The sequence below is a fragment of the Flaviflexus sp. genome (genome assembly GCF_052087705.1).
GTDB lineage: Bacteria > Actinomycetota > Actinomycetes > Actinomycetales > Actinomycetaceae > Flaviflexus > Flaviflexus ciconiae.
Genome location: NZ_JBQCYC010000010.1, coordinates 56,037 through 82,986 on the forward strand (window position 1 = coordinate 56,037; position 26,950 = coordinate 82,986).

Sequence of the window (26,950 nt, forward strand, 5' to 3'; positions counted from 1 at the left end):
GATCCACAAGCGGGAGCCTCGAGGAGCATTGCGACGTATTACCCTCAAAAAGTTGCTTATCCCCCAGGAGCTTCGCCACGAAGAGCGAAGTCAGCCTCGCGTTATTCCCGTCCACGGTTCCATCTTTTGCGATGTCTTGGATGGAGCATGAGCTCCCGTAGGAGAGAAGCCCGAGTGTGGGCTCAGGCTTCTCTCCTAGGTGGGTGAAATGAGTGTCAGTGGCTGTGCTTCCTGGCGAGCTCACGGAGGTCGGTTACTGCTTGAGCTGCGTCTTCCGCCTTGTAGACAGCGGAGCCGGCCACGAAGTTGTTGGCACCGGCTTCGGCTGCCTGAGCAATCGTGTCGGCACTGACTCCGCCATCGACCTGGATCCAGGTTTCGAGACCCTTCTTGTTGACGAGTTCGCGCAGGCGCTCCACCTTCGGCATAACGGAGGAAAGGAACGGTTGACCACCAAAACCAGGCTCTACGGTCATGCACAAAACCATGTCGAACTCGTCAAGAATGTCGATGTAGTTATCGATCTGAGTAGCGGGGCTCAGGGCAAGTCCTGCTCGGCCCCCCATGCCACGGATCTCCCGAGCAAGCCGGATTGGGGCCTTGACGGCCTCGGCATGGAAGGTGGCGGATGCTGCGCCGGCCTCAATGTAGGCGGGTGCCCAGCGGTCCGGGTCCTCAATCATGAGGTGGGCATCAATCGGAATCGACGAATACTTCTTAGCGGCCTCAATGACGGGAAGACCCCAGGTCAGGTTGGGAACAAAGTGGTTGTCCATGACATCCACGTGTGCCCAGTCAGCTCCCGAGATCTTGTCCAGCTCCCCGGCAAGATTGCCGATATCGGAGTTCAGGATCGACGGTGAAATGAGAATGCTCATGGCTACCTCTTCCTACTTCTTGATGAGCAGTGCAGCGAACATGGCGTCAGTGTCATGCATATCAGGCCACAGCTGCATGTACGGTCCGGTGATCGAATCAAGGGTCCCAGGAACAACCATATCCTTGCCGATCTCCACAGTGTCGAGGACGTCGACCCTGTCACGCACCGTGTCCACAATCTCTCGCGTTTCCCGAACGTCCGGAGAACACGTGGAGTAGCAAACCAGGCCACCCGGCCGAGCCGCATCGAGTGCCGCTTCAAGCAGCCCAATCTGAAGTTCCCGCATACCCTCAGCATCCTCGACGGTCTTGCGCCAGCGGGCCTCCGGCCTGCGGCGGAGCGATCCAATGCCGGAGCAGGGAACATCAACGAGAACGCGATCGAAACGACCCGGCTCTTCCTTCGCAAGCGTACGACCATCGCCCTCGCGGAGAACAACATTGTCGAACGGGTCAACAGCATCGGCAACAAGATCGAGGCGGTGCCCGTGAAGCTCGTTCGCAAAGATCGTGACATCCCGGTCGGCTGCGAGCATAGCCAACGTGGCGGTCTTGCCACCGGGACCAGCACACATGTCGAGCCATTCGCTATCGCTTCCCTCAAGCGGAGCACCCGCGGTCAGGTATGCAACGAGCTGCGATCCTTCGTCCTGAACACCCGCGGAATGATCGCGGATCGAACGCATGCGACCCGGGTTACCCTTTTCCAACACAATTGCCTCAGGCATCAGCACACCGTCGGTCGTGACGGCGCGTGCTTCTTCAGCATCGGCAAGAACTGTCTCGCGGGAAACAGCGCGGGCGGAAATAGCAACACGTGCGGGTTCGTTGTTGGCCGCGAGCAGGTCGCCGAGATCCTCGGTCGTGCGACCCGATGCTTCAAGGGATTTCTCGTACACGTCAAGAATCCACGCAGGGTGGGAGGTCTGTGCACCAAGAACAGCGTGAGGTCCCTCGTCTCCCAGGACTTCCGCGAGAACCTGGTCCCACTCCTCGTTTGTCCGCTCGGAAATGCGGTGCATAACGGCGTTGACGAAGCCGGAGGCACCAGAGCCAACCTCGTTGCGGGCGAGGTTCACGGTCTCGTTCATCGCGGCATGGATCGGCACGTCGAGTCCAAGGATCTGGTGGGCACCGAGCCGCAGGATGTCGACAACAAGGGGATCAATCTCATCGAAAGGACGGCCCTGAACGCACTGGGAGATAATCGCATCCCACCGCCCCTGCATGCGTAGCGTGCCATACGTTAGGTTCGTGGCAAAGCCGCGTCCCCGGCCCCGAACGTCCGCTCGTCTAAGAGTCGCGGGAAGCGCAATGTTCGCGTATGCCCCATCGCGTACCTGTTCGAGGACATCGAGGGCAACAACTCGGGCGGGATCGGATTGCATGCGCGCGGGGCGCCAGTTATCGGGGCGTTCAGTCATGAGTTCCAGACTACCGTCTCACGCACTCCACGGCCCCAGTCCCCCGCATCCATCCAGGGTTTTCCAGGAGGAGCTATCTTCTCCAAACGAAGCGCACCTTCACCAGTGCCGAGGAGAACGTCATCGCCAATCAGGATTTCACCAACGGAAAGATCAACATCCACGGGTTCAGCTGGACCAACCTTGACCCGGTCACCATTCCACGTCGTCCAACATCCCGGAGCTGGCGTAAATCCGCGGATTTGTGCGTCAAGCTCCCGAGCCGAACGAGTTAAATCAAGCCTGCCATCGGCTGCCCTCAGCTGCGGTGCGTGAGTCGGCTCCCCCTCCTGAGGAACCGGGTTTGCCGTTCCGTCTTCAATGCTCTTCATCGTTCTCGACAGCAGATCGGCGCCCTGTACCGAAAGCCTTTCCAGCAGATCTCCAGCGGTCTCTCGGTGACCGATCTCAACTTTCTCCATGTCGAAAACCGGACCAGTATCTAGGCCCTTCTCGATCTGGAAGGTCGCTATGCCCGTCTCGGACTGGCCGGCGGCAACCGCGTACTGGACCGGTGCAGCACCGCGCCACTGCGGGAGACGCGAGAAGTGTAGGTTCACCCAGCCGTGAGTAGGCACATCGAGCAGTGCCGGTGGAATTAACAAACCGTAAGCCACAACTGCCACAGCATCAGGGGCCAGTTCTTTAATGGATTCCTGAATCTCCTCATCACGGAGAGACTTGGGAGTGAGCACGTCGATGCCGAGTTCACGAGCGCGCTGCTCAACGGGAGATGGCGTGAGAACACGCTTCCGTCCAACAGGAGCAGGCGCCCTCGCCAAAACAGCAATAACCTCGTGCTCAGAGGCAAGCCGATCTAGCGATGGAACGGCGGTAACAGGTGTACCGGCAAAGATGATGCGCATGAGTTAAGTCTAATGGGCGTTCACAACTCGAAACATTTTGCCGCTCTTGGCAAGCGGTGCAAGAGCCGCTGAAACACCTGCCCAGTCATGATTGTCCACCGAAGCAATCTCCGCAACACCGGCCATTCCGCAACATAAATTTGCGTAACTCACCAAGCTCCGAATGCATCGAAGATATCCGATCGAGCAAGTCTCACCTCTGACTTAAATAGCACCTCCAAATGGGATAATCTCGGCGTATCGCAACGAGGCGAGAGTTGAAGCCTAGTCCGGGCGAGAAAGTCTAATGAGGAGGCCGCTGTGTCTGACCCAGCGTCAAAGGAGTCCAGAGAAATGAAAGTAGTATTGGCGAAGTACTGGGTCCCGATCGCAGCGGGCCTGATCATCCTCGGCCTATTACTCGGTTTCGCCGTCAACACCGGTGTCAGGAACATCTTCGGGATTGGCCAAGAGTCGCATAACACTCAGGTTGTTCACTCTCTCGACCGCGAGGAAGAGGTTGTTCTGCTAAGCCTCGGTATCCAAGGCATCGACGAGCGGCGAGAAACTCGACAGGCATTTGGACAAGATATTCCCGGCACGGGAAGAACTCTATTTCTTCAGTACAACTACCGAGCCAAGCTCGGATTAGACGGTCAGGAAGTCGTAATTGAAGAGAAAGGTGAGGACGTCCTGCTCGTCCGTATCCCCGAGTTCAAGTTCATCGGGCACGACCAGGTCGAGTTTAAGACTGCCCTCGAAGACAATGGCCTGATCAGCTGGGTCACGCCCGATATTGACACTCCAGATCTCATCACTGAACTGTTGAATGACGATGTCATGTATCAGCACGTGAATGACAACCGGGACCTTCTCGAAGAGCAGGCACGTGTTTTCTACACCGGGATCATCCATTCAGTTGATCCTGAAATTGAGATCATATTTGAGTTCGCTGATCCCACCCGGGCCGACTGAAACAAGCCATACAAAGTACATCCGCAAAGCGGCTCTCTTGTGATACCGCACTTCGGGCCTGCTGAACATCACCAGTTTTCTACAGAATCGGATCCGCCTCCACACGAACCGCAAGCTGTCCGAGGTGCTGGAATGAGTCCCTGAGTGCGCGGGCAAGTCTCTTGGATGGCGTTCTCTCATGCAGGTAGAGGCTGAGGCCGGTCTCATCCTCGGTAGGACCCACGAGGTGAATACCTTCTGCGAAGACTTGGCGGCCTCCGCCAGAAAGTAGTGCGGCGATGCCCTGCTCCGGTGGCGCTTCTCCTTCGAGCCTCGCGGCTACTTCTCCAAGCAGCCGCTGAATATCGGGTTTCTTGCCAGATACGTGGAACCACCGGTGGAACGGCGGCTGTCCAAGAACTTCCCGCTCTTCCAGTAATGGCGTGAGAAACCCTAGGTCCCTATTGGCGAGCGCATGTGCCAGGTGCGGGGGTACTCCCCCAGCTAGCAAAAGATGATCCGAAACTTTCATCGCAACCCTGGTCCACCGTCCAATCGCTTCGATCTCTGCATCGAGAGCGAGGCTTGCGAGCCGTGCCCCAGCATCAATAATCACACCAGCGGAGAACTCCCGGTCGGGTTCGGCTCCCGGGGTGGCGATGACAATCGGGGACCCCGATGATTCGGTTCCCGATCGGATCGAATCGACCTCAACACTGGGGAAAGCACGCGCAATTTCCTGGGCAAGACGCTGGGAGCCACGAGCTACGGCACGGAGTTTGGTTGAGCCGCAGGAACACCGCCACTGCCCTGTTCCGCACCGGGTACATGATGCGTTGCTTCCTGCCTTGGGCACTGCGATGGAGGAGCCGCAGTCTTGGCACACGGCTCGCTTCCCGCAACTGGCACACGCGAGGGCGGGAACGTAGCCTGCTCGGGGTGCCGAGATCAGAACAGCACCCGACTCGAGGCCCTTACGAATGGTCTCGAAGGCCGCATTGGGAAGAATGCCCCGCTGATCCCCGGCCCACTGTTCGGCACGAGTCACCTTGGGCCATTCACCGCCGGTGACAACCCCGGACTCGTTCAGCGTGAGTCTGGGAGGGTAGCTGAACCGCAGTAGCGTCCTCTCCCCCATGCCCAGATGTTCACCGATCTGTTTCCGTGCCCGGAGGACGTCATCTGCCCACAGGTACGGGCTCCTCTTGTCCCTCATGGCGCCGTTCTGTTCGTCGACAACGATCAGCAGACCAGCATTGATCGGAGTTGCCGCAGCCGCCCGCGTACCAATGACGATACGAGTGCGCCCCAGCAGCGCGGACAGGTAATGCCGGTAGCGGGTTTCCGCCGATGCGGAAGCTTCTATGAGTGCAATGGGTTCTTTGGGAAGAAGGTTCACAACTGCTTGGCGGCACTTCTTCACATCGAGGGATGTCGGGCAGACGATCAGAACCTTCACGTTCTTCGACAGCGCCAGTTGAGTGGATGCAGCTACCCGCTGCCACGTCGACCGGCCTGCCAGCAGAAGCTTCTCATGTCCATCAAGGAGATCGTGGGTGGGCAATGCTGTCGAAGAGGAAGCCTCACTTGATGAATCAGTGCTGTCGAAAGCACCACCCTGCATCTCAATTTCATCGAAGACCGGTGCCGGCAACTCGAGAATGGTCTTGGCCGCACGCGCATGACGGGGTGGAACGGCGCCCCGCAGGAAATCATGTACGGAGCAGACATTGTCGCGGGCCACCTGCTCTGCCAGCAGAAAGATCTCCTCCGTGACAACCGGCTCACCGAGGACGTTAACGAGGGGTCTGAGTCTGGGCGAATCAGTCGTGTTTGTTCGTTCCCTCAGGAAGCCGGTCAAACGCTTGGATCCAAACTCAACCCGTACGCGTGCACCGGGGAGGGCTTTCTCGTGAAGCTTCTCGGGGATCAGGTAGTCGTAGGACTTGTCCGGCCATGAGAATGGGGTATCGAGCACAACTCTCGCGACCGGGTCAGGGTGCTCCGATTCGACGGTGCGCACAGCCCGCTCTGCTTGTAACAGGGCGGGCTGGCTTGGAAGATCGAAGAGAGCGTCGGGCACCCTCCTAGTTCACCACGTTATTCGGTCAGATTCACATCGCGGCAAGGAGATCCTCAACGCGGTTGGTCTGCTCCCACGTGAACTCGGGGATCTCGCGACCAAAGTGGCCGTAGGCTGCCGTCTTCGCGTAGACCGGACGCTTGAGGTCAAGCTCATCGATAATGGCGAGTGGACGCAGGTCGAAGACCTTATTCACGGCGTTGACAATGGCATCAAGCGGTGCCTTGTTCGTGCCGAAGGCGTCAACGCGGACGGATACGGGGTTGGCCTGGCCGATCGCGTAGGCAACCTGCACCTCGCAACGCTCCGCAAGGCCGGCGGCAACAATGTTCTTTGCAACCCAGCGGGCCGCGTAGCAGGCGGAACGGTCAACCTTGGACGGATCCTTACCGGAGAAGGCACCGCCCCCGTGGCGTGCCATACCACCGTAGGTGTCGACGATGATCTTACGTCCCGTTAGTCCGGCATCGGACATGGGGCCGCCAATAACGAATCGTCCCGACGGGTTAATGAGAATCTTCATGCCGTCACGCTTCAGGTGCGAGGCGTACTTCTCGATAACCGGATTAATGACCTGCTCGGTCAACGTCTCCCTCAGCTGCTCCTGCGTAACGTCGGCGTCGTGCTGGGAGGAAACCACAATCGTGTTGATGGCGACCGGCTTATGAGCATCGTCGTAGTCGACGGTGACCTGGGTCTTGCCGTCCGGGCGCAGACCGGCAACAATGCCCTTTTGGCGGACCTCGGCAAGCCGCTCCGCAAGGCGGTGCGAGAGGAAGATCGGCATGGGCATGAGAACGTCGGTCTCGTTTGTTGCGTAACCGAACATCAGGCCCTGGTCGCCCGCACCCTCACGTTCGTATACTTCGACTTCGCCATCGGACTCGCGTGCTTCCAGCGAGTTGTGGACACCGTCGTAGATGTCCTGGGATTGCTGGCCGATTGAGACCGAGACGCCGCAGGAGCGTCCGTCGAACCCTACCTCCGAGGAGGAATAGCCGAGGTCGAGGAGAGCCTGGCGGACGATCTGAGGAATCTCCACATAGCTCTCGGTGTTCAGTTCTCCGGCGACGTGAACGAGACCGGTTGTCACCATGGTCTCGATAGCAACTCGAGCGTTCGGGTCCTTGGTAAGGATCGCGTCGAGGATTCGGTCGGAGATAAGATCGCAGACTTTGTCGGGGTGCCCGGCAGTCACAGATTCTGATGTAAAAGGTTGCACGGAACCAGTCTAATTAGGACAGGGACAAAGAAATGCTGTCGAGAACTATTCCCGCCATCTGAGACTTTGTTCCAGCTCCCTCGGTCTGAATCTCACCATCTCCATCGAGGATCGTGATTGCCGTGTCAACATCACCAAATCCGGCGGTTTCGCCGACTTTGTTGACGACGAGAAGATCCGCGCCCTTGGCCTTGGCCTTCTTCCGGCCGTAATCAAGAACACTGCCATTCTCGTCACCCGTCTCCGCAGCAAAGCCAACGACGAATGCTCCGTGAGAGCGATCTGACGCCAGGCCCTTAAGAATGTCCGGGTTCTCGACGAGCATGATGTCCGGAGTGGAGTGTCCGTCCTTCTTGAACTTCGACTCCCCGGACGTTGCGGGTCGGAAGTCAGCCACGGCGGCAGTCATGATCAGGACCTGCGCCCCATCGGCCAAATACACCATGGCCTCCTGCAACTGAGATGCTGAACCAACCGGGTGAACGGTGATTCGAGGGTGGTTCGGAAGCATGGCGCCGTCGATGTTGCAGGCCACAAGGTCGACATGTGCGCCGCGGTGAGCTGCCTGGAGTGCAAGATTGATTCCAAACCTACCCGTCGAGCGGTTACCGAGGAACCGCACGGGGTCAATCGGCTCGCGCGTGCCGCCAGCCGAGATCACAAAGCGCTTGCCCTCCAGGTCCTGCTTTTCGAGCAGTCCGAGTGCCGTCTGGGCAATCTGTTCCGGCTCGGGAAGCCGTCCGACGCCAGAATCCGCTCCGGTGAGCCTGCCTTCGGCGGGCTCGATGACGATAACGCCGCGGTTCTTTAAAGTCTGAATGTTCGCCCTGGTTGCCGGGTGGTTCCACATCTGGGTGTGCATGGCGGGCGCGATGAGAACCGGACATGTTGCGACAAGTGCGGTAGCGGTCAGCAGGTTGTCGCCGATACCGTGGGCAAGCTTTGCGATCGTGTTCGCGGTCGCGGGGGCAATGACAAGGAGGTCTGCTTCATCGCCAACCTGAACGTGCTCAACTCCCTCCGGGTCATCAAACACCGAGGTGTGCACCGGGTTACCGGATAGCGCAGCGAACGTCGACTTCCCAACCATGTTCAGCGCGGATTCGGTCGGCACGACCTGGACGTCGTGACCCGCCTTAATGAGTAGCCTGGCCAGGATCGCCGACTTGTAGGCGGCAATCCCCCCGGTCACGCCTAAAACAATGCGCGAGGGGCCCGCGGTTTGACCGTGGGCCCCAGGCTCAATGAGAGACATTAGTCTTCGGTGGGTTCGAGGACGAGCTTGTCCTCAACTACTTCGCGCAGCGCGATCGACAGCGCCTTCTCCTCCGGATCGGAGGCAACAAGCGGTCCGACGTGGACGACGTTACCGTCGGCGCTCATAAGCTCCTGACGGTAGTCGTTGATCTGTCGGGCTCGGTTCGCCGAGTAGACCGCGAGGGCATACTTCGAATCGACCTTCTCAAGAAGATCGTCGATCGGCGGGTAGGTGATGCCTTCCGGCTCTGGCACAGTTCCGTACATGTCAGCCTTTCAGATAACTCAACGACTCAGTCTACTTGACGGAAGCTATGATTGACAGGATTTCGTCCGTGGCCCTGGCCACGTCGTCATTAATGACGACCCGATCAAACTCTTCCGCCGCCGCCATCTCCATCCTCGCAGTGTCGAGCCTGCGGGCTCGTTCCTGCGGGCCCTCCGTGCCCCTCATCTCCAACCTGACCGCAAGGTCATCGAAGGTCGGGGGTGCGATGAAGATCTGGAGAGCTTCGGGTAGAGACTCGCGGATTTGGCGGGCACCCGCGAGGTCCACCTCGAGAAGAACAATCCCGCCGTCGGCGAGAGCCTTCTCAACCGGGCCGCGCGGTGTTCCGTATCGGTGAACGCCGTGGACGGTTGCCCACTCGAGCATGTTGCCCTGCTCCACCATTTCGTCAAACTCCTCGGGGCTGACAAAGAAGTAGTGCTGGGCATTGACTTCGCCCTCGCGAGGGGACCGCGTGGTCGCCGATGTGGAGAGCCAGATGGCGGGCTCCTTCGCGACGAGTTCCCGGATGATTGTCCCCTTGCCGACTGCCGTCGGCCCGCAAATGACGAAAGCCTTCATTAGCAGAACAGGGTAATGAGGGCCTCACGCTGGTGCGGGCCGAGGCCGCCGACGCGGCGGGACGGCGAAATACCGGTGCGGTCCATGATCTGGCGGGCCTTGGCGGTGCCAATCCCGGGCATTGATTCCAGAAGAGCGGAGACCCGAAGCTTCGCAACGATCTCCTCTTCCTTAGCGAGGGTAAGGACTTCGGACAACCTGGTCTCTCCTGCCTTCAGTGACTTCTTGAGATCAGCGCGTCGCTTCCGTGCGATCGCAGCTTTCTCAAGAGCAGCTTGTCTCTGTTCCGGCGAGAGGGAAGGAAGTGCCATAACAACTACTCCATGTCTATAATTTTGGCGGGGTGTGTCTCATCAATAGTTGAGGAACAACCGGGGTTACCTTACCAAATGAAAGTAACTAGGTCTCACTAGTTTTGTGCCGAATGAGCATTTTTTAATCCGGCCACGTCCGGTCCTGCACGTAAGATCGCACGCGAAACGGGAACGCACAGCAGATTGCTCCCCGCTACCACCTGAGCTTGCTGGACAGTGGCGCCTTGGGCGCCAACGCCCGGGGCTAGCACCGGACCTGCCAGTACGTTCACATCGATGCTCCAGGAGGAAATCCGCTCTCCCGCGGTGGCTCCAATGACCGCGCCGAGCGAGCCGGGCTGCCCCGGCCAGTACCTGCCATTGGCCTCCCCAAGCTCGTTTAGCACGCATTGTGCGGCCGCGGGATCTCCCGCGCCTTGCACGGATGTGCCTTCGGGGTTGGATGTAATTGCAAGAACAAATGCTCCACGGTCGTTCTCAGCAGCCTTCTCAAAGGCCGGCCTCAGTGCTCCTACTCCGAGGTAGGGGCTGAGCGTGACAGCATCCGATCCAAAGGGACCGTCCCCCAGCCACGCATCCGCATACCCCGCCATAGTCGAACCAATATCGCCGCGCTTCGCATCGGAGATCACGAGCGTCCCAGCCTCCCGGAAGGTTCCGATTAGTCCTTCCAGTGCCGCCATTCCCCTACTGCCGTGCCGTTCATAGAAGGCCACCTGAGGCTTGATCGAAGCAACCTGTCCCGCGAAGGCCTCCGCCAAGATTTCCGAAAACCGTGTGAGACCCGCCGGATTGTCGGGCAGGCCCCACGCCTCAAGGATCGAGGCGTGGGGATCCACTCCGACGCAGATCGGCCCGAAGGCCGCCTGCTGGTCCGCGAGTCGCTGCGCGAAGGTCACAGGCCCCGCCTTGCGGTGTGCTCCTGGAGGCTCGTGACACTAAAGCCGGCGCCGCTCGCCTGGAGTGCCTGGACAGCGGCTCCAAACTCCTGGACGGTTGTCATGATCGGCTTATCTGCTGCCGTTGTGGCTGCACGAATCTCGTATCCGTCGGCGCGTGTTCCCGATCCAGACGGCGTGTTAATCACCATGTCGATCTCGCCAGCCTCGATGAGATCGGAGATCGTCGGCTCACCGTTGGGACCGCGGCCCGCCGAGTTGCGGCGCACCTCGGTTGCGGGAACGCCGTACCGGCGAAGGAGTGCCGCTGTGCCAGTGGTAGCGCAAATTTCGAAGCCAAGATCAACGAGCCCAATGACCGGGAAGATGATCGAGCCCTTGTCGCGATCGGCAACGGATACGAACACCGTTCCCTTGTCGGGGAGCCCGCCATAGGCGGCTGCCTGCGCCTTGGCGAAGGCGAGCGGAAAAGTCGAATCGAGACCCATGACCTCACCCGTCGACCGCATTTCCGGGCCGAGAAGCGAATCAACGATCCGCCCATCGGTTGTCGCAAAGCGCTTGAACGGAAGGACGGCTTCCTTGACTGCCGTGACCGGATTTGCCTCGATGATCGCAGCATCCTGCTCGGGCAGAATGCCATCCGCACGGAGCTCGGCAATGGTCTTGCCGGTCATGATCAGAGTGGCGGCCTTGGCGAACGGGATTCCGGTGGCTTTAGCAACGAACGGGACCGTGCGGGATGCGCGGGGATTTGCTTCGATGACGTAGAGGACCTCGGAGACGAGTGCGAACTGGATGTTGATGAGTCCGCGGACTCCCACGCCCTTCGCGATCGCCTCGGTCGATTGCCTGATGCGGTCGATCATGGGCTGGCCCAGGGTGAGCGGAGGCAGGACACAAGCCGAGTCACCGGAGTGAATCCCGGCTTCCTCGATGTGCTCCATGATTCCGCCGAGGAAAAGCTCGGTGCCGTCGTAGAGGGCATCGACGTCGATCTCGATCGCGTCATCCAGGAACTTGTCGATAAGGAGCGGTGCGGCCTTGCGAGTCGCATCGCTCCCCTCGTGGTCGCGTCGCGACAGGTAGTCGACCAGCTGATCCCGATCGAACACGATCTCCATGCCGCGTCCGCCGAGAACATACGACGGACGAACGAGAACGGGGTAGCCGATCCGCTCAGCCGTTTCGAGAGCTTGCTGGTCAGACGTTGCCGTTCCGTACGCCGGGGCCGGAAGATTCGCGGCCTCGAGGACGTTACCGAAAATGCCGCGATCTTCGGCAGCATCGATAGCTTCGGGCGACGTGCCGAGAATCGGTACGCCTGCCGCCTTCAGGTCGGCTGCGAGCGAGAGCGGGGTCTGACCGCCAAGCTGGACGATCATGCCGGCGACGGGTCCCGCTTCGCATTCGGCGCGGTACACCTCGAGGACATCCTCGAGCGTGAGCGGCTCGAAGTAGAGCCGGTCCGACATGTCGTAGTCCGTTGACACGGTCTCCGGGTTGCAGTTGACCATGACGGTCTCGTACTCGTCACGCAGTGCGAGTGTCGCGTGCACGCAGGAGTAATCAAACTCGATTCCCTGACCGATACGGTTCGGGCCGGAGCCAAGAATGATCACTGCGGGCTTCTCGCGCTTTGTGACCTCGGTGTGGGTTTCGTACGTCGAGTAATGGTACGGAGTATCCGACTTGAACTCAGCTGCACAGGTGTCCACTGTCTTGTAGACAGGGTGCAGGCCGTATGCTGTGCGGATCTCCCGAACGGCCTCCTGGCTCATGTTCTTCAGCTCGCCGATCTGAGCATCCGAGAAGCCGTGGCGCTTGGCGTAGCCGAGCAGATCGGTGTTGAGCGAACCAGATTCCTGGATTTCCTTGGCGATCTCGTTGATGAGAACTATTTCGTCGAGGAACCAGCGGTCGATCTTCGTGATCTCATACAGCTCATCAACGGTGGCACCCAGGTGGAGTGCCTGCTGGACTGCCTGGAGGCGGTCCTCGGTCGAAATGGCTGCGGCCGCAAGAAGCTCGTCAAGCGAACGAGTGATGTTCCAGGAGAATCCCGTTGCCTTCTTGTCGATGGACCGCATGGCCTTCTGGAGTGCCTCGGTGAAGTTACGGCCAATGGCCATTGCTTCGCCCACCGACTTCATGGTGGTGGTCAGCCGGTTGTTGGCGGCGGGGAACTTCTCGAAAGCAAAGCGCGGGATCTTGCATACGACGTAGTCGATCGAGGGCTCGAACGACGCCGGGGTCGAGCCGGTGATGTCGTTCTGGATCTCGTCGAGCGTGTATCCGAGTGCCAATCGCGCTGCGATCTTGGCGATCGGGAAGCCCGTGGCCTTCGAGGCAAGAGCCGAGGAACGCGAGACGCGGGGGTTCATTTCGATGACGATGACGCGGCCGGTCTCCGGCTCCATAGCGAACTGGATGTTACAGCCACCCGTATCAACACCGACCTCGCGGATTACCGCGATGCCGATATCGCGCAAGTTCTGGTATTCGCGATCCGTGAGAGTCAACGACGGGGCAACCGTGATCGAGTCACCGGTGTGAACACCAACGGGATCGACGTTCTCGATCGTGCAAACAACCACGGCATTATCGGCCTGGTCACGCATGATCTCGAGCTCAAATTCCTTCCAGCCGAGAATGGATTCTTCGAGAAGAACCTCGTTGGTCGGCGAGTAGTGCAGTCCCGCACCGGCAATACGGCTGAGCTCTTCCTTATTCCAAGCGAAGCCGGAACCTAGCCCGCCCATGGTGAAGCTGGGGCGAACAACAACCGGGTAGCCGAGCTTATCGGCAGCGTCGAAGCACTCGTCCAAGGTGTTGCAGATGGCGGAACGTGCCGACGCGGCACCGCACTTTTCGACTACCTTCTTGAACTCTTCGCGGTCCTCGCCGGCCTGGATGGCCTCGAGGCGGGCACCGATCATTTCGACACCGTACTTGTCGAGAACTCCCAGATCGGAGAGCTCCACGGCCGCATTGAGGGCGGTCTGACCGCCAAGGGTGGGCAGGAGTGCGTCGGGGCGTTCCTTCTCGATGATCGAGGTGAGAACATCTGCGCGGATTGGCTCCACGTAGGTGGCATCCGCCATGTCCGGGTCGGTCATGATCGTTGCCGGGTTCGAGTTCACGAGGATGACTCGCAGACCCTCTTCGCGAAGGACACGGCATGCCTGGGTGCCCGAGTAGTCGAACTCGCAGGCCTGGCCAATAACGATGGGGCCGGAACCGATAACGAGAACGGACTTAATATCTGTGCGGCGTGGCATCAGTTGGCCTCCTTGATGAGGGTAATGAAGCGGTCAAAGAGGTGCTCGCCATCGTGCGGGCCAGCAGCCGCCTCCGGATGGTACTGGACCGAGAAGGCAGGGATGTCCAGGCAACGAATGCCCTCAACGACACCGTCGTTGAGACCGATGTGGGAGACCGCAACCTTGCCGTAGCGACCATCCCCATACGGGGCAAGCGTTGCTTCGTCGAGGGGCAGGTCAACCGCGAAACCGTGGTTGTGGGCCGTGATTTCTACCTTGCCGGTTTCCCTGTCGAGAACCGGCTGGTTCGCTCCCCTGTGCCCGTACTCGAGCTTGTAGGTGCCAAAGCCGAGTGCCCTGCCAAGGAGCTGGTTGCCAAAGCAGATACCAAAGTACGGGAGCCCAGCTTCGAGCACGCCGCGGAGGAGATCGATTTCGTGGTCGGCGGCTGACGGATCGCCGGGGCCGTTCGAGAAAAAGACACCATCGGGTTCGAAGGCGAGCACTTCGGCAAGCGAAATCGACTGGGGAACGACCGTCACCTTCACACCGCGCTCGGCAAACTGCCAAGGGGTCCGGTTCTTGATACCAAGATCGACGGCGACAATGTGCGCGACGGGGTCCTTGCCTTCGAAGGCGCCGCGGGGCTCCACAACGTAAGGTGCAGGGGTTGTCACATCCGCAGCAAGGTCGGCTCCCGCCATCGAAGGCGAGTCATTGACGAGGCCAATGAGAATGTCCAGAGCCTGTTCGTTGCCGTTGTCGGCGCCGAGCGGTAGTGCAGAACCGGAGAAGATACCGGCCCTCATGACGCCGCGGTCCCGCAGGTGGCGGGTAACGGCGCGGGTGTCGACCTCGCAGATACCGACAACGTCGTTCTCGACGAGGTAATCTTCGAGCTCACCGGTGGCACGCCAGGACGACGAGCGCCTCGCGGCATCGCGCACGACAACGCCCGCGGTCCATACCTTGTCCGACTCATTATCCTCCTCATTCACACCGGTGTTGCCGATGTGAGGAGCCGTCATGACAATGATCTGCTTGTGGTAAGACGGGTCGGTGAACGTCTCCTGGTAACCGGTCATGGCCGTGGAGAAGACGATCTCGCCCGTGGTTCTGCCTCGCTTGCCCCATGCCCTGCCTGGGAAGATTGATCCGTCCTCGAGCACGAGGAGTGCTGGCTCTCTCATTCGGCTACCTTTCCGCCGAGGCACGTGACCCGGCCCCGGAATACTGTGTGCATGACCCTGCCCGGCAGAGTCATCCCCTCGTAGGGGGTGTTAGAAGACTTCGTCTCCTGGTGGCGACCGCTCACTGTAGCAGGTGAGTCTGGGTCGTAGAAGCAGAGGTTCGCAGGCTGAGCAACGTCAATCGGCTGGCCCTGATCCGTCATACCGGAGATCTCTGCGGGTTTGGTCGACATGACGCGAGCAACGTCGGCCCAGTCAAGCAGACCCGGCTCCACAAGCTCCTTGTGGACCACGGCAAGGGCAGTCTCCAGCCCCGTCATACCGAAAGCACCGGCTGCCCACTCACAGTCCTTAGCCTCGGTGGGGTGCGGAGCATGGTCCGTGCCGATCGTGTCGATCGTCCCGTCGGCAAGGCCAGCCTTGAGCGCCTCGATGTCCGCGGCGGTCCGCAGCGGCGGGTTCACCTTGTAGCGAGGATCATAGGAGCGCGCTAGCGCATGATCGAGCGAGATATGGTGCGGAGTTGCCTCGGCCGTGACCTTAATGCCCTGCGCCTTTGCCCAGCGAATCAGCTCAACGGAGCCCTTGGTGGAGACGTGGAGGATGTGAAGGCGGGAACCGACGTGCTGGGCAAGCAGGCAGTCCCGGGCAATGATGGACTCTTCGGCGACCGCCGGCCATCCGGCCAGTCCAATCTCTGCCGACACGTTGCCCTCGTGCATCTGCGCGCCCTCGGTGAGACGGGGCTCCTGAGCGTGCTGCGCAATGATCCCGCCGAATGACCGCACGTATTCGAGCGCGCGGCGCATAAGAACGGGATCGGATACGCACTGGCCATCGTCAGAGAACATCGTGACGTTCGCACGGGACTCGTGCATGGCCTCAAGCTCGGCGAGCCTCTCCCCTGCCAGGCCAACCGTGACGGCACCAACCGGCTGAACGTAGGCGTAGCCGGCCTTTGCCCCAAGCTTCGCTACCTGCTCAACGACACCGGCGGTGTCCTGGACAGGAGTCGTGTTTGCCATGGCGTGAACGGCAGTAAAACCACCGGCGGCCGCGGCGCGCGTTCCAGAAAGGACGGTCTCGGCATCCTCTCGGCCCGGTTGCCGCAGGTGGGTGTGAAGATCGACAAGACCGGGAAGGGCGATCATGCCCACAGCATCAACAACGGTGGAATCTCCCGGTTCAAGTGCTGTTCCGATCTCGGTGATCAGGCCGTCTGCGATGCGGATGTCGGCGGTTTCTGTTCCGAGAATGCTGGCTCCGGTGAAGAGGGTGCTCATGCTGCCTCCTTATGGGCAAGTGTCAGGTACAGCACGGCCATCCGCACGTACACGCCGTTCTCGACCTGCTCGAGAACAACAGATCGATCTTGATCCGCCGCCTCGGCGGAGATCTCCAGTCCCCTGTTCATGGGGCCGGGGTGAAGCAGAATGGTGTGATCGGGAAGACGACCCATTCGTTCCATGTTGAGCCCGTAGAGGCGGTGGTATTCCTCCGGTGATGGGAAGAAGCCTCCCCCGCTGCCGGTCATCCGCTCGTGCTGCACGCGGAGCATCATAATCGCATCCGGACCATCGTCAATGGCCTCGTCCAGGCTGTAGGAGATCTTGGAAGCCCAGTTTTCAATTCCCACGGGAAGGAGCGTCGGGGGCGCCACGAAAGTGACTTCCGCACCCAGCGTTGTCAGGAGATCAAGGTTCGAGCGGGCCACGCGGGAGTGCAGAATGTCGCCCACGATGACAACCTTCTTACCTCTCATGTCCTTTCCGAGCCTGCCCTCACCGATCAGGTGCCGTCTCATCGTGAAAGCATCGAGAAGCGCCTGCGTGGGGTGCTGGTGGGTGCCGTCGCCGCCGTTGATGATGGGAGCATCGATCCAGCCGGATTCGGCAAGCCGCTGCGCGGCTCCCGAAGCAGAATGCCGGATAACGAAACCTTCGGCTCCCATTGCGGCCAGGGTCTGGGCCGTGTCTTTGAGCGACTCGCCCTTGGACAGGGAGGAACCCTTGGCGGAAAAGTTGAGCACATCGGCTGAAAGCCGCTTGGCTGCCGCCTCGAAAGAGAGACGGGTGCGCGTCGAGTCCTCGAAGAACATGATGGCGACCGTGCGCCCGGCAAGTGCCGGTAGTTTACGGATCGACTGCTTGTTCGTATCCCTCATTGTCTCTGCAGTGTCGAGAATCATGAGGGCCTCATCGAGGCTCAGGTCAGCTGCTGAAAGGAGATGCCTCACCGGGGATCCTCGATGATGACGCCATCGGTCTCGTCCACTTCAGCCAATTGCACGACCACCCGCTCGGAGCGGGACGTGGGCAGGTTCTTGCCCACGTAGTCGGCGCGGATGGGAAGTTCGCGGTGGCCGCGGTCCGCAAGGACGGCGAGCTGAACCGAGATGGGACGACCGATATTGGTCAGTGCATCGAGTGCCGCACGGATGGTGCGGCCGGAAAAGAACACGTCATCGACGAGCACGACAATGCGATCGTCGATCCCACCCTCGGGAATGCGTGTTGGGGATGGTGCTCGGGTCGGGTTCCGGCGCAGATCATCGCGGTACATGGTGACGTCGAGCGATCCGACGGGCACCTGCTCTCCGCTGGCCCTTTCAATGGCGGCTGCCAAGCGCTCTGCGATCGGCACTCCGCGGGACGGGATGCCGAGAAGAATGACGGAGTCGGCTCCGTGATTCCTTTCCAGCACCTCGTGCGCCATGCGCGTGATGGAGCGGGTAATATCCCCGCCATCCATAACCATTCTTCCAGTCATAATGGGACTCCTTGCCGCCTCTCTGTGCGGTAGTTAAAGGAGATCCGACCCGGTTAGGCCGGACCCGATATTCAATTGTACGTCGAGAGAATGACCGCAAAGTCCGCTCTCGACACGACAGGCAGGGAACCATGCGATCTCCTGCCTGCCATTTCTATTTCTCCTCGTCGATCGACTGATCGACCGGAAGTTCGTCGTTCGCATCATCTCCCGAGGATACAAACGAATAGTTGCTCTCAGCATCGCCGAGTCCGTCACCGGCGGACGAATCGTGTGAGGTGGAAACTGTGGACTCGGAGACCGAGGGCTCTGTCGAGCCTGGCTTGCGCGCCGACACGTCAGCGTCTGTCGAACGCTCGGAGCTTTCCATCGCGGAATCGGAGACTGACGTAGCCTCAGGAAGCGCGGAAGCATCGGCTGCCGTCAGTTCCTCAGGCGCTGATACTGCTTCTGTGGCATCGGCCTTCATCTCTTTGCCGGCGCGGTTAAAGATGGCCGTGATGAAGCGGATCGACTTCTCGTCACCGAGTTCGCGAACAATGGCGGAGTACTCTTTGACGGCAACGGCGACCTGGAGGCCCGCGAAGCAGATCTCGGCAAGGCCGAGACGGAGAACGCAACGGTCCAGCGACGCGAGACGGCGAAGCCCCCACGCAGAGTAGTCCTCGATCATGCCGTCCAGGTCGTACAGGTGGTCGGCAACAAGGTTGACGAGATCTGCTCCAGCGGCCTGAATCGGTACCTGGGCCGTGGAGACTTCTTGGCGCTCGGCAAGAAGCTCTCGAAGCAGGCCGGGCACAAGAATATCTTTCTGCTCGGCCTCGAAGACGACATCGAGAGCTCGCCTACGCTGGGTTTCGAGGTGTCGTGCCACTAGTCGGTGGCGCGACCGAGGTACTCACCCGTGCGGGTATCGACCTTGACCTTGGTGTTCTCGTTGAGGAACAGGGGAACCTGGATCTCGTAGCCGGTTTCGAGGGTAGCGGGCTTGGTGCCTGCCGAGGAGCGATCGCCCTGAAGGCCGGGCTCCGTGTAGGTGATCTCAAGAACCACGGAGGAGGGAAGCTCAATGAAGAGAACCTGGCCCTCATGCTGAGCAACAATCGCCAACTGGTTCTCGAGCAGGAAATTCTTGGCGTCGCCAACGACCTCGGGGCTGATCGGCAGCTGATCGTAGGTCTCCATGTCCATGAACACGAAGTCGGTACCGTCGTTGTAGAGGTACTGCATGTCCCTGCGGTCAACGGTCGCGGTCTCAACCTTGACGCCGGCGTTCAGTGTCTTGTCGACAGTCTTGCCGGTCAGGACGTTCTTCAGCTTCGTGCGGACGAAGGCCGGACCCTTGCCAGGCTTGACGTGCTGGAATTCGACAACGGACCAGAGCCCGTTGTCGATGACGAGCACCATGCCGTTCTTGAGATCGTTCGAGGTTGCCACAAAAACTCCTTAAGTTCAGTCAGTCCACACAATACCGCGTGCGGATAAGCCCGCCCAAGTGCACCGGGCTGATGTGAGCGAGTAGGCCGAAATAGTGACTTCCCTCCCCCGCAAGGGAATTAATCGAACATTGTCACCAAAAAGAACTAAATCGGACGGAATTATGCAAGTCGTATATAACTCACCTTGACGAGGCTATTCATTCATCGATTTCACTGCCGCCAGGCCATGTCCGCGGGTCGCACGTCTGATGTAACATACGTATCCACACTGCATACCTATGCACCTCTTTGAGTTTTGTAATGTATACGTTCAACACATGGTTTTATGGGCGCATATCGGGGAAATAGCCACCGAAACTCAGTACTATTGACAGACAAGTTTGCCTCATAGTATTCATCTACTATCGGTTTTATAAATGAGCTTTCGCTGGCTAAACGTGCCCCGCTCCAGCGTATGCAATCGGACGAGGCGCGCATACAGGCGGAAGCCAGAACAAAGCGACGTCTTCAAGCAGGCTTGAGCAAGCTCCTTGCCAGGTTTCAGAGTCCGCCGACACCCTTCTGCTTTCCGGGGTTCCAACCATGCCGATGGCTTCCCACGGCGCAACCGTCACGCTGTGGGACGAGCCGGGTGGCTCGTGTGCGCCTGTCTAGAGCCGAGCCCAAAGAACGGCTATATTGCGATGAACACTTCGGGATCGCGCTTCTTCACCGCGCACAGGGACTACGTTACCGAGAAGCCAATCCATCAGAACCTGCGGATGGCGGGACTGGAATACGGCACCCCGTTCATCATGACCTACGAGCATCGACGGTTCGGGCTCGACAAGTTTCTCCGCGAAGATTGGAGATCCAAACCTGGCCTGTACCTGTTGCACTCTAAAGACGGTTTCCCCATGAACATTTCACTCCAAAAGGCCTTTGCAGACGGGATCGCCAATCTGCTCAAGGACTACGAGCGCTAAGTCCGGCAGTCTTCTTCATCGGACAGACTTCTCACTCGGAACTGGGCCAATCGAAAGCTGAGGAGCAGGTACGCACCCCGTGACCTGCAGCATCTAACCAAACTAATCCCGCGATTTGAACCGCGGGATTAGGTCGTTATGGGCACGTATTTACTCGGCGGACCTCTTCAGAGCCCTAACCGGCCTCTATTGGCCGGTGATGCGCAATGCCAGTGCTTCCCAGTCGCCTGAACTCGTATCGACTTTCTCAGCCTCGGCAGCGTAGACAGCCTCACGGGCCTTGAGCTGAGTGAGGAACGTGGAGCGGGGCGAGCCAATCGCTACGGACCGGGGAACGTTGAGACCGGCCCTTTCCATCAACACCTTCGCCTCGGCGGTGAGGAAGTACTTCCTCGCTCCGCTGGCAACGAGTTCGGAGATCTTGGCCCGTACTTCGGTTCCCTTCTCGTCCTCGAGGGAGTTGCCAAGAGCCCCGGAGCTCAGCACGACGACGTCCTTACCGGATTCAAGGGCAGCGAGCGAGCTTTCCCGTTCAGCCTTGTTATAGGCCTCCGCACCGCGGGTGATGGAAATATCCGACAGGGACAAACCCGACGTTTCTTCGACGTGTTTGTTCGCGTCGGCAACGGTCTGACCGCGCCCACTCAGTTCATTGGCGAGTTCGTGTGCTCCACTACCGACGGGACCGACAAGAATAATCATGCTTTGACTGCCTCCCAGGAGCGTTCGATCTGCTCCGGCGTTGGTTCAACAATGGTGGGCTTCCCCTGCACGGAAAGAAGGACGAAGCGTAGCCTGCCGGCACGCACCTTCTTGTCGGAGAACATCGCATCCACGAGCGCTTGCCGGTTGCCCTTCTCATAGGTGACGGGAAGTCCTACAGCGGAAAACGACTCGATGTGCTCATCGACCCTGTCCCCCATCCCGCATTCGCGAGCCAATGCGGCCGCGAAGACGCATCCGATGGCGACAGCTTCGCCGTGACGCACCGTAAAGTTCTCGACCTTCTCGATCGCGTGAGCAAGGGTGTGGCCATAGTTCAAGAACTCGCGCGAACCGGATTCCTTGAAATCCTCGGTAACGATCCGTGCCTTGACGGAGATCGAAGAAATAATCGCCTCGCGCAGCTCCGCACTGCTGGGATCCAGGAGCTTCTCCGGCTCCTTGGTGAGCTGGAGGATGCGGGGATCCTCGATCCAGCCGCACTTGATGACTTCGCCGAGCCCCGCGCGCAGTTCATCCGCTGGCAGGGTCCACAGCGACTCGAGGTCGGCAATGACGGTGAGCGGCTTGTAGAAGGCTCCAACGAGATTCTTGCCCGCCGGGGTATCGATTCCGGTCTTGCCGCCCACGGCCGCATCAACCATGCCCAGCAGCGAGGTGGGAACCTGGATCAGCTCGACTCCGCGCAACCAGGTGGCGGCAATAAAGCCAGCAAGGTCGGTAGTTGCTCCGCCGCCGAGCCCAATCACGACACCGTCGCGTGCCATTTTCAATTGGCCAAGATGATCCCAGGCACGGATGAGCTCCGAAGAGTGCTTTTGCTCCTCACCGGAGGGAACGACGTGCCGTTCGGCAGGCACGCCCCTCAAGTCAATCTCCCGAACGATGCGCTCCGCCTTTTCGGTGAGCGCCTCGGGGTGCACGACAAGCGCCGACGAAGCGGCGGACGCTGCCTGGGCGACCCGGTGATCCAGATGGTTTCCGACGTGAACCGCGTAATCCTTAACGTCGATAACCGTTGCGTCCTGGGCCAGCTGTGCGTGGATTTCACGAGCAAGATGAATGGGTGGCCGAGTGTCGGTTTCCACCGTGAGGGTCGAGACCTTTTCGTACAGAGGTTCGCGCTCGGAGCGAAGGCTCCGAAGATTCTCGTCCGGCGAATTCAGAAGGAGGGGCCGGCGCGACGGGTTCCGTGTGACTCGCTCGAGAAGTATCTCCTGGGAGCCGGTGATGAGAACAACCCGGTGTCCGCGTAGCGCGGTGCGCACCTTGGCGGACGTGATGGCGCCGCCGCCCAGGGCGAGAACGCCCCCGAAGGAGGTGAGTGCGTCCGTGATAACGCGCTCTTCAATGGCACGGAAGCCGGGCTCCCCCACATCGTCAAAGATCTCGGGAATTGACTTCCCTTGGTCCGCGACGATGAGGTCATCGGTGTCGGCGGATTCAATGCCAATGATTTCGGCAATATGCCTCGCCATCGTCGACTTTCCCGACCCTGGAAGGCCGACGAATACGGCGTATGGGCGGCTCATGAAAGGTGCTCCGCGCGGTTGCTCAAGTAACCGGCAAGGTTACGCCGAACTTCAGCGACGGAGTCACCCCCTGTTTTGTCGAGAAGCGCCTCCGCCAGAGTCAGTGCAACCATGGCCTCGGCGATAACGGCTGCGGGAACAACCGCTGAGGTATCGGAACGCTGGTGGATAGCGGTCGTTGCCTCACCGGTCTCCGTGTCGATCGTGGCAAGAGCACGCGGCACTGTGGAGATCGGCTTGAGTGCCGCGCGGACGCGCAACACCTCACCGTTGGACATGCCGCCCTCGGTTCCACCTGCGCGGTTCGTCTTGCGAACGATACGGCCATCCTTGACCACGATCTCGTCGTGGGCTTCGGAACCTGGGCGCGTTGCGGTGGTGAAGCCGTCGCCAACCTCAACGCCCTTTACTGCTTGGATCCCCATGAGGGCCTGAGCGAGCTTGCTGTCCAGACGGGCCTTGCCGGAAATGTAGGAGCCGAGGCCGGGAGGCATGCCGTAGGCAAGGACCTCAACCACGCCGCCAAGAGTATCCCCGTCCTTCTTTGCCCGGCGGATCTCCTCCTGGATGGCCTCCGACGTCTCGGCATCAAAGCAACGGGCAGGATCGGCGTCGAGCTTCTCCACGTCGCCCGGCCACGGCTTGTCAGCATCCTCGGGAACTTCGACCGAGCCGACTCCTACAACGTGGGAGACGAGCTGAATACCGGCGGCCTGATCGAGGAAACGAGCAGCAATCTCGCCGAGAGCAACCCGGGTTGCGGTCTCTCGGGCGGAGGCGCGCTCGAGCACCGGACGGGCTTCGTCGAAGCCGTACTTCATCATGCCGACCAGGTCGGCATGTCCCGGGCGGGGGCGAGTCAGTTTCTTGTTGCGGGAGATCTCCCGCTCGTCACCCGTTCCAGCATCAATGAGAAGCTCGGCGGGATCGACGGGGTCGGGGTTCATGACCGCGGTCCACTTCGGCCATTCGCTATTACGAATGACAAGGGCAATGGGGGAACCCATGGTCTTACCGTGGCGGATACCGGCGAGTATCTCGAGCTCGTCCTGCTCGAACTTCTGGCGCGAGCCGCGGCCGGCTCCGAGCCGGCGGCGGGCAAGGGCAGAGCTAATATCCTTACTCTGAACCTCAATACCGGCGGGCAAGCCCTCCACCACTCCGACGAGTGCGGGGCCGTGCGATTCTCCTGCAGTCATCCACAACATGGGACTATCTTGCCAGAGATTCAGGACAGCCCGGTTGCCAGTATCGCCCCTAGGACCATGGCGGGACCGTACGAGGCGGTCTTCTTGCCTGTCGCGACGGCGGCAAGCACCCACACCGCACCGATTGCGACGGCGAATACAAGGGCGAGTCCCAGCGCCGTCCAACTGATGGGAAGCAACCAGCCTCCGAGAACCGCCGCTAGCTTGACGTCTCCGAGGCCCAGCTGGTTATTCGAGAGGATCCGCGTGATCGCAAAGGCACAGTAACCGATGCTTGCCCCAACGGCCGCGAGAAGAAGGATAAATCCGCCGGCAACAAGATCGCTGGTCGCCATAATCGCTATCGGGTGGAGTAGCGCGAGAGCCCCGGCGATGATCAGCCATGGATCGGGCAAGTACATCGTCTTTGCATCGATGATGAACAGGATTCCGAGCACTCCAAAGAAGAGTGTGGAGAACACGGTGGTTGCCGGAAACAGGTGACCCCATCCAACAATCAAGCCGGCAACGGCTCCGACCAGGCAGGCGACCGCGATCCACAGGACCGGGGCGCCCCGAGTCCACTTCATTCGGCCAGTGCCTTGTGAAGCGCCTCCGCCATGACATCGAAATTCGGGGTCCTATTTGTAAAGAGCCGGACCTGGGAAACGGCCTGGTGCAGCAGCATCGCCCATCCCGGAACGATTCTCGCTCCCCTGGCCCGGGTTGCTTCCACGAGCCTCGAGGGCCACGGATGGTAGATCACGTCGAGGACGGTCAGGCCCGACAGGTCCGGAGCAGCCTCGTCGATCCGGTCCGCCAGGTCATCCGCGACGCCTGCGGGCAGGGTCGAGATCAGGAGGCCGGTTCCCGGCAGTGCGCCGACAAGGTTGTCCGTGAGCTTCACAAGCGAGGGGCTCAGATCCATGCGGGAGGCCGCGGCTACCGCGGAGCCGGGACCGCCATGGTTCCGTGCCGCGATCGTCAGATGCTCCTTCGCGCCCAATTCGACGCAGGCAGCGAGTGCCGAAGAGGCAGTCGCACGCGCACCGAGGATCATGGCCGAAGGCGTGGACAGGTCGCCAGCCTCGCGAACCGACTGAGCAATGCCGTAGACATCCGTGTTAAAACCGACGATCTGGCCGCCGGTCGGTTGCACGCAGACGGTGTTGACCGCACCGACGGTCTTTGCCAGGCCGTCGACAAAGTCCAGCTTCTCAATGACGCCCTGCTTGAGCGGCATCGTGAGCGACAGGCCCGCCCACGAAGAATCCAGGTTCTTGATCAGTGAGTCGAGGTCTTCAAGCTTGGTCGGGTAGCGACCGTACTCAATATCGACCCCGAGATCCCGGTAAGCAGCATTGTGGATCTGGGGAGATAGCGAGTGGTCAACGGGGTATCCCGCTATTCCGGCTTTCATTCTTCTCCTCCTGTTCCTTCAGTCTCCTCGGCGCCATCGGTTTCGCCCCCGACCTCGGACACGTCCTCGCGTCCGTAGTTAGGGTTTTCTTCCAGCCACGCATCAAGCTGCGCCTTATTTGCGTTGTGCTCCTCAAGGGTCGCGGCGAACAGTGTCTCGCCCGTGTGGAGGTCGACCGTGACGAAGTACAACCAGTCGCCGTCCGCGGGGTTAAGCACACCTTCGATGGCGGAGATGCCGGGATTGCCGATCGGGGTGGGTGGAAGTCCCGCATACATGTACGAGTTGTAGGGGTTGTCGTTGGCAAGGTCCTCCCCGGTGGGGATGCCACCGGACTTGCCCACGCCGTACAGGACCGTGGAGTCCATCTGCAGTCTGCCGTTCACGGAGGCCGAGTCGACAAGCCGGTTTTCGATGACCCGTGCTACCTGCGAATAGTACTGTTCCGTGTTGACCTCGCGCTCGAGAATCGAAGCCTTGATGAGCAGCTCCTGACGATCCTCATCCGCAATGTCCAGCGAGTTGAGCTGGCTCACCCGTGCCGAAATCACTTCACGCAGAACAGATTCGACCTCGGCGTCCGGTGACACAAGGTACTGGCCGGGCTTGTACCAGCCCTCGGGGTTGCCTTCGGCCTCTTCTGGAAGCCCAATGGACTCGGAGTCGTCTGCCGCAGCCAGAACATCGTCGAGCGGAACGTCCATGAGGTTCGCGATCCGTTCGTGCACCTGCTGGGCGGTGAACCCCTCGGGGATTGTGATCGTCACGTCGACGCGATGGTTCTCGTAGTCCTGCAAGAGTTCAACGGCCCGCTGACCGGGGATTTTCGTGGGCAGCTCGTAGGTGCCCGGCTGGATAGAGCCGGCGCCCGTGTCGGCATTAAATGCTTCGATAAATGCCTCGGTCGACTTCACGACATCGTTGTCGTACAGCACCGTGGCCATGTCGGAGCCGGTCGAGCCAACCGGAATTGTGACGCGGGCGGGCTCCCCCTCTTCGCCTTCTTCGTAGTCTTCAACTTCGTCACCGAGAACTTCGGAGACCGGATTGTTGGAGATCCAGTCCCGCACGTTCGGCAGGACCGTGTAGGTGATGCCGGCGAGGACCGCCAAGACGAGCACGATGACAGCTGCGGCACGGCCGCGCTTCTTGCGGCGTTTCGGTTGAGCCTTCGAGCTCTCCTGGGCCTCGTCAGTGTCCTCGCTAAAGGCATCAAATATGTCCCCCATGGGGTCCCTTTCTGCTCACCTGTTCACCCGGCGGCTGGCCCGTCGTTTCTTCGATATCCAGCGCCAGTTCGAGAATCAGGATGGCAGAGACCTGGTCGACGACGGAGCGATGGGTTCGTTCCGTTCTCCCGGCCTCGTGCAGCGTGCGGTGTGCGCTGACGGTTGTCAGCCTTTCATCTACTAAACGTACCCCAATGTTACGATGTCGTAACGAAACCTGGCGAGCAAAGTTGCGTGCGTCGCGCGCAGAAATTCCCTCGGTTCCGTCCATGTTCTTTGGCAGGCCAACGATGATCTCCATGGGCTGATACTCATCAATGAGATCATCCACATCGTAGAGGTGTTCGTTACCTCTCTTGTCTCGATAGATCGTTTCGACCGGGGTACAGAGAATTGCCTGCTCATCGCAACTAGCGACGCCGATGCGCGCCCGGCCCACGTCAAAGGCTAGGCGCACACCCGGGCGC

26 protein-coding genes are annotated in these 26,950 nt (G+C 60.1%); 2 read left to right on the forward strand and 24 right to left on the reverse strand.

Features of this window, described 5'->3' with window-relative positions; all coding sequences use genetic code 11:
* Window positions 1-215: 215 nt before the first annotated feature.
* The 3 genes from rpe to fmt are packed head-to-tail and all read right to left on the reverse strand — an operon-like array spanning window position 216 to window position 3,208.
* Window positions 216-878 carry a ribulose-phosphate 3-epimerase gene (gene rpe, locus ACTHUY_RS06960; protein WP_441675281.1) on the reverse strand — a complete coding sequence of 221 codons (663 nt, stop codon included), beginning with the start codon at window positions 876-878 and terminating at the stop codon, window positions 216-218.
* 12 nt (window positions 879-890) lie between these two features.
* Window positions 891-2,303, reverse strand: coding sequence for an RsmB/NOP family class I SAM-dependent RNA methyltransferase (locus ACTHUY_RS06965; protein WP_441675279.1), 1,413 nt, complete (start codon window positions 2,301-2,303; stop codon window positions 891-893).
* Window positions 2,300-3,208, reverse strand: a complete 909-nt coding sequence (gene fmt / locus ACTHUY_RS06970; RefSeq protein ID WP_441675277.1) for a methionyl-tRNA formyltransferase — start codon at window positions 3,206-3,208, stop codon at window positions 2,300-2,302. The genes ACTHUY_RS06965 and fmt overlap by 4 nt, the downstream gene beginning before the upstream one ends.
* Window positions 3,209-3,541: 333 nt before the next feature.
* Between fmt and ACTHUY_RS06975 the strand changes: the two genes are divergently transcribed.
* A complete protein-coding gene (locus tag ACTHUY_RS06975) occupies window positions 3,542-4,162 on the forward strand; it encodes a hypothetical protein (protein ID WP_441675275.1) in 621 nt (206 codons plus the stop codon).
* A 79-nt stretch (window positions 4,163-4,241) separates the two neighbouring features.
* On the opposite strand, the gene ACTHUY_RS06980 is transcribed toward ACTHUY_RS06975, so the two are convergent.
* From ACTHUY_RS06980 to efp, 14 genes are all read right to left on the reverse strand, one after another.
* Window positions 4,242-6,224, reverse strand: a complete 1,983-nt coding sequence (locus tag ACTHUY_RS06980) for a hypothetical protein (RefSeq protein WP_441675273.1) — start codon at window positions 6,222-6,224, stop codon at window positions 4,242-4,244.
* Between the two features lie 31 nt (window positions 6,225-6,255).
* Complete coding sequence (gene metK, locus ACTHUY_RS06985; RefSeq protein WP_441655735.1) at window positions 6,256-7,446, reverse strand: methionine adenosyltransferase; 1,191 nt, start codon at window positions 7,444-7,446, stop codon at window positions 6,256-6,258.
* Between the two features lie 13 nt (window positions 7,447-7,459).
* Complete coding sequence (coaBC, locus tag ACTHUY_RS06990) at window positions 7,460-8,701, reverse strand: bifunctional phosphopantothenoylcysteine decarboxylase/phosphopantothenate--cysteine ligase CoaBC (RefSeq protein WP_441655736.1); 1,242 nt, start codon at window positions 8,699-8,701, stop codon at window positions 7,460-7,462.
* Window positions 8,701-8,958: a DNA-directed RNA polymerase subunit omega gene (gene rpoZ, locus ACTHUY_RS06995; protein ID WP_441655737.1), complete on the reverse strand. Its 258-nt coding sequence runs from the start codon at window positions 8,956-8,958 to the stop codon at window positions 8,701-8,703. Before rpoZ ends, coaBC begins: the two co-directional genes overlap by 1 nt.
* Before the next feature lie 43 nt (window positions 8,959-9,001).
* The gene (gene gmk / locus ACTHUY_RS07000; protein WP_441675271.1) at window positions 9,002-9,553 is read right to left on the reverse strand and encodes a guanylate kinase; all 552 of its coding nucleotides are present in this window, start codon (window positions 9,551-9,553) and stop codon (window positions 9,002-9,004) included.
* Window positions 9,553-9,864 carry an integration host factor, actinobacterial type gene (gene mihF / locus ACTHUY_RS07005; RefSeq protein WP_441675270.1) on the reverse strand — a complete coding sequence of 104 codons (312 nt, stop codon included), beginning with the start codon at window positions 9,862-9,864 and terminating at the stop codon, window positions 9,553-9,555. Before mihF ends, gmk begins: the two co-directional genes overlap by 1 nt.
* A 98-nt stretch (window positions 9,865-9,962) precedes the next feature.
* Window positions 9,963-10,766 (reverse strand): orotidine-5'-phosphate decarboxylase, encoded by an 804-nt coding sequence (gene pyrF, locus ACTHUY_RS07010; protein WP_441675269.1) that lies wholly within the window; start codon window positions 10,764-10,766, stop codon window positions 9,963-9,965.
* Complete coding sequence (gene carB, locus ACTHUY_RS07015; RefSeq protein WP_441675268.1) at window positions 10,763-14,047, reverse strand: carbamoyl-phosphate synthase large subunit; 3,285 nt, start codon at window positions 14,045-14,047, stop codon at window positions 10,763-10,765. Before carB ends, pyrF begins: the two co-directional genes overlap by 4 nt.
* A complete protein-coding gene (carA, locus tag ACTHUY_RS07020; protein WP_441675267.1) occupies window positions 14,047-15,219 on the reverse strand; it encodes a glutamine-hydrolyzing carbamoyl-phosphate synthase small subunit in 1,173 nt (390 codons plus the stop codon). Before carA ends, carB begins: the two co-directional genes overlap by 1 nt.
* A complete protein-coding gene (locus ACTHUY_RS07025) occupies window positions 15,216-16,502 on the reverse strand; it encodes a dihydroorotase (protein WP_441675266.1) in 1,287 nt (428 codons plus the stop codon). The genes carA and ACTHUY_RS07025 overlap by 4 nt, the downstream gene beginning before the upstream one ends.
* Window positions 16,499-17,455, reverse strand: a complete 957-nt coding sequence (locus ACTHUY_RS07030) for an aspartate carbamoyltransferase catalytic subunit (protein ID WP_126703325.1) — start codon at window positions 17,453-17,455, stop codon at window positions 16,499-16,501. Before ACTHUY_RS07030 ends, ACTHUY_RS07025 begins: the two co-directional genes overlap by 4 nt.
* Entirely contained in the window at window positions 17,452-17,988 is a 537-nt protein-coding gene (pyrR, locus tag ACTHUY_RS07035; protein WP_126703324.1) for a bifunctional pyr operon transcriptional regulator/uracil phosphoribosyltransferase PyrR, read from the reverse strand. Before pyrR ends, ACTHUY_RS07030 begins: the two co-directional genes overlap by 4 nt.
* Window positions 17,989-18,142: 154 nt before the next feature.
* Window positions 18,143-18,862 (reverse strand): transcription antitermination protein NusB, encoded by a 720-nt coding sequence (locus tag ACTHUY_RS07040; protein WP_441675265.1) that lies wholly within the window; start codon window positions 18,860-18,862, stop codon window positions 18,143-18,145.
* On the reverse strand, window positions 18,862-19,425 hold the full coding sequence (gene efp / locus ACTHUY_RS07045; RefSeq protein WP_441675264.1) for an elongation factor P: 564 nt from the start codon (window positions 19,423-19,425) through the stop codon (window positions 18,862-18,864). Before efp ends, ACTHUY_RS07040 begins: the two co-directional genes overlap by 1 nt.
* Window positions 19,426-20,110: 685 nt before the next feature.
* Here efp and ACTHUY_RS07050 point away from each other — a divergent pair.
* Complete coding sequence (locus ACTHUY_RS07050) at window positions 20,111-20,392, forward strand: hypothetical protein (protein ID WP_441675263.1); 282 nt, start codon at window positions 20,111-20,113, stop codon at window positions 20,390-20,392.
* Window positions 20,393-20,578: 186 nt separating this feature from the next.
* On the opposite strand, the gene ACTHUY_RS07055 is transcribed toward ACTHUY_RS07050, so the two are convergent.
* The 7 genes from ACTHUY_RS07055 to ruvX are packed head-to-tail and all read right to left on the reverse strand — an operon-like array spanning window position 20,579 to window position 26,940.
* Window positions 20,579-21,094, reverse strand: a complete 516-nt coding sequence (locus ACTHUY_RS07055; protein WP_441675262.1) for a shikimate kinase — start codon at window positions 21,092-21,094, stop codon at window positions 20,579-20,581.
* Entirely contained in the window at window positions 21,091-22,647 is a 1,557-nt protein-coding gene (aroB, locus tag ACTHUY_RS07060) for a 3-dehydroquinate synthase (protein ID WP_441675261.1), read from the reverse strand. Before aroB ends, ACTHUY_RS07055 begins: the two co-directional genes overlap by 4 nt.
* A complete protein-coding gene (gene aroC, locus ACTHUY_RS07065; protein ID WP_206501779.1) occupies window positions 22,644-23,846 on the reverse strand; it encodes a chorismate synthase in 1,203 nt (400 codons plus the stop codon). The genes aroB and aroC overlap by 4 nt, the downstream gene beginning before the upstream one ends.
* 29 nt (window positions 23,847-23,875) lie before the next feature.
* A complete protein-coding gene (locus tag ACTHUY_RS07070) occupies window positions 23,876-24,424 on the reverse strand; it encodes a prepilin peptidase (RefSeq protein WP_441675260.1) in 549 nt (182 codons plus the stop codon).
* Window positions 24,421-25,254 (reverse strand): shikimate dehydrogenase family protein, encoded by an 834-nt coding sequence (locus ACTHUY_RS07075; protein WP_441675259.1) that lies wholly within the window; start codon window positions 25,252-25,254, stop codon window positions 24,421-24,423. The genes ACTHUY_RS07070 and ACTHUY_RS07075 overlap by 4 nt, the downstream gene beginning before the upstream one ends.
* On the reverse strand, window positions 25,251-26,483 hold the full coding sequence (gene mltG, locus ACTHUY_RS07080) for an endolytic transglycosylase MltG (protein WP_441678234.1): 1,233 nt from the start codon (window positions 26,481-26,483) through the stop codon (window positions 25,251-25,253). The genes ACTHUY_RS07075 and mltG overlap by 4 nt, the downstream gene beginning before the upstream one ends.
* Window positions 26,467-26,940 carry a Holliday junction resolvase RuvX gene (ruvX, locus tag ACTHUY_RS07085; RefSeq protein WP_441655447.1) on the reverse strand — a complete coding sequence of 158 codons (474 nt, stop codon included), beginning with the start codon at window positions 26,938-26,940 and terminating at the stop codon, window positions 26,467-26,469. Before ruvX ends, mltG begins: the two co-directional genes overlap by 17 nt.
* Window positions 26,941-26,950 lie beyond the last annotated feature (10 nt).

Excerpts from the sequence above, each read along its gene's own strand:
- rpe (WP_441675281.1), bottom strand. The coding sequence starts at position 878 with ATGAGCATTCTCATTTCACCGTCGATCCTGAACTCCGATATCGGCAAT.
- ACTHUY_RS06965 (WP_441675279.1), bottom strand. The coding sequence starts at position 2,303 with ATGACTGAACGCCCCGATAACTGGCGCCCCGCGCGCATGCAATCCGAT.
- fmt (WP_441675277.1), bottom strand. The coding sequence starts at position 3,208 with ATGCGCATCATCTTTGCCGGTACACCTGTTACCGCCGTTCCATCGCTA.
- ACTHUY_RS06975 (WP_441675275.1), top strand. The coding sequence starts at position 3,542 with ATGAAAGTAGTATTGGCGAAGTACTGGGTCCCGATCGCAGCGGGCCTG.
- coaBC (WP_441655736.1), bottom strand. The coding sequence starts at position 8,701 with ATGTCTCTCATTGAGCCTGGGGCCCACGGTCAAACCGCGGGCCCCTCG.
- gmk (WP_441675271.1), bottom strand. The coding sequence starts at position 9,553 with ATGAAGGCTTTCGTCATTTGCGGGCCGACGGCAGTCGGCAAGGGGACA.
- mihF (WP_441675270.1), bottom strand. The coding sequence starts at position 9,864 with ATGGCACTTCCTTCCCTCTCGCCGGAACAGAGACAAGCTGCTCTTGAG.
- carB (WP_441675268.1), bottom strand. The coding sequence starts at position 14,047 with ATGCCACGCCGCACAGATATTAAGTCCGTTCTCGTTATCGGTTCCGGC.
- carA (WP_441675267.1), bottom strand. The coding sequence starts at position 15,219 with ATGAGAGAGCCAGCACTCCTCGTGCTCGAGGACGGATCAATCTTCCCA.
- ACTHUY_RS07025 (WP_441675266.1), bottom strand. The coding sequence starts at position 16,502 with ATGAGCACCCTCTTCACCGGAGCCAGCATTCTCGGAACAGAAACCGCC.
- pyrR (WP_126703324.1), bottom strand. The coding sequence starts at position 17,988 with ATGACTGGAAGAATGGTTATGGATGGCGGGGATATTACCCGCTCCATC.
- ACTHUY_RS07050 (WP_441675263.1), top strand. The coding sequence starts at position 20,111 with ATGAACACTTCGGGATCGCGCTTCTTCACCGCGCACAGGGACTACGTT.
- ACTHUY_RS07055 (WP_441675262.1), bottom strand. The coding sequence starts at position 21,094 with ATGATTATTCTTGTCGGTCCCGTCGGTAGTGGAGCACACGAACTCGCC.
- aroB (WP_441675261.1), bottom strand. The coding sequence starts at position 22,647 with ATGAGCCGCCCATACGCCGTATTCGTCGGCCTTCCAGGGTCGGGAAAG.
- aroC (WP_206501779.1), bottom strand. The coding sequence starts at position 23,846 with ATGACTGCAGGAGAATCGCACGGCCCCGCACTCGTCGGAGTGGTGGAG.
- ACTHUY_RS07070 (WP_441675260.1), bottom strand. The coding sequence starts at position 24,424 with ATGAAGTGGACTCGGGGCGCCCCGGTCCTGTGGATCGCGGTCGCCTGC.
- ACTHUY_RS07075 (WP_441675259.1), bottom strand. The coding sequence starts at position 25,254 with ATGAAAGCCGGAATAGCGGGATACCCCGTTGACCACTCGCTATCTCCC.
- mltG (WP_441678234.1), bottom strand. The coding sequence starts at position 26,483 with ATGGGGGACATATTTGATGCCTTTAGCGAGGACACTGACGAGGCCCAG.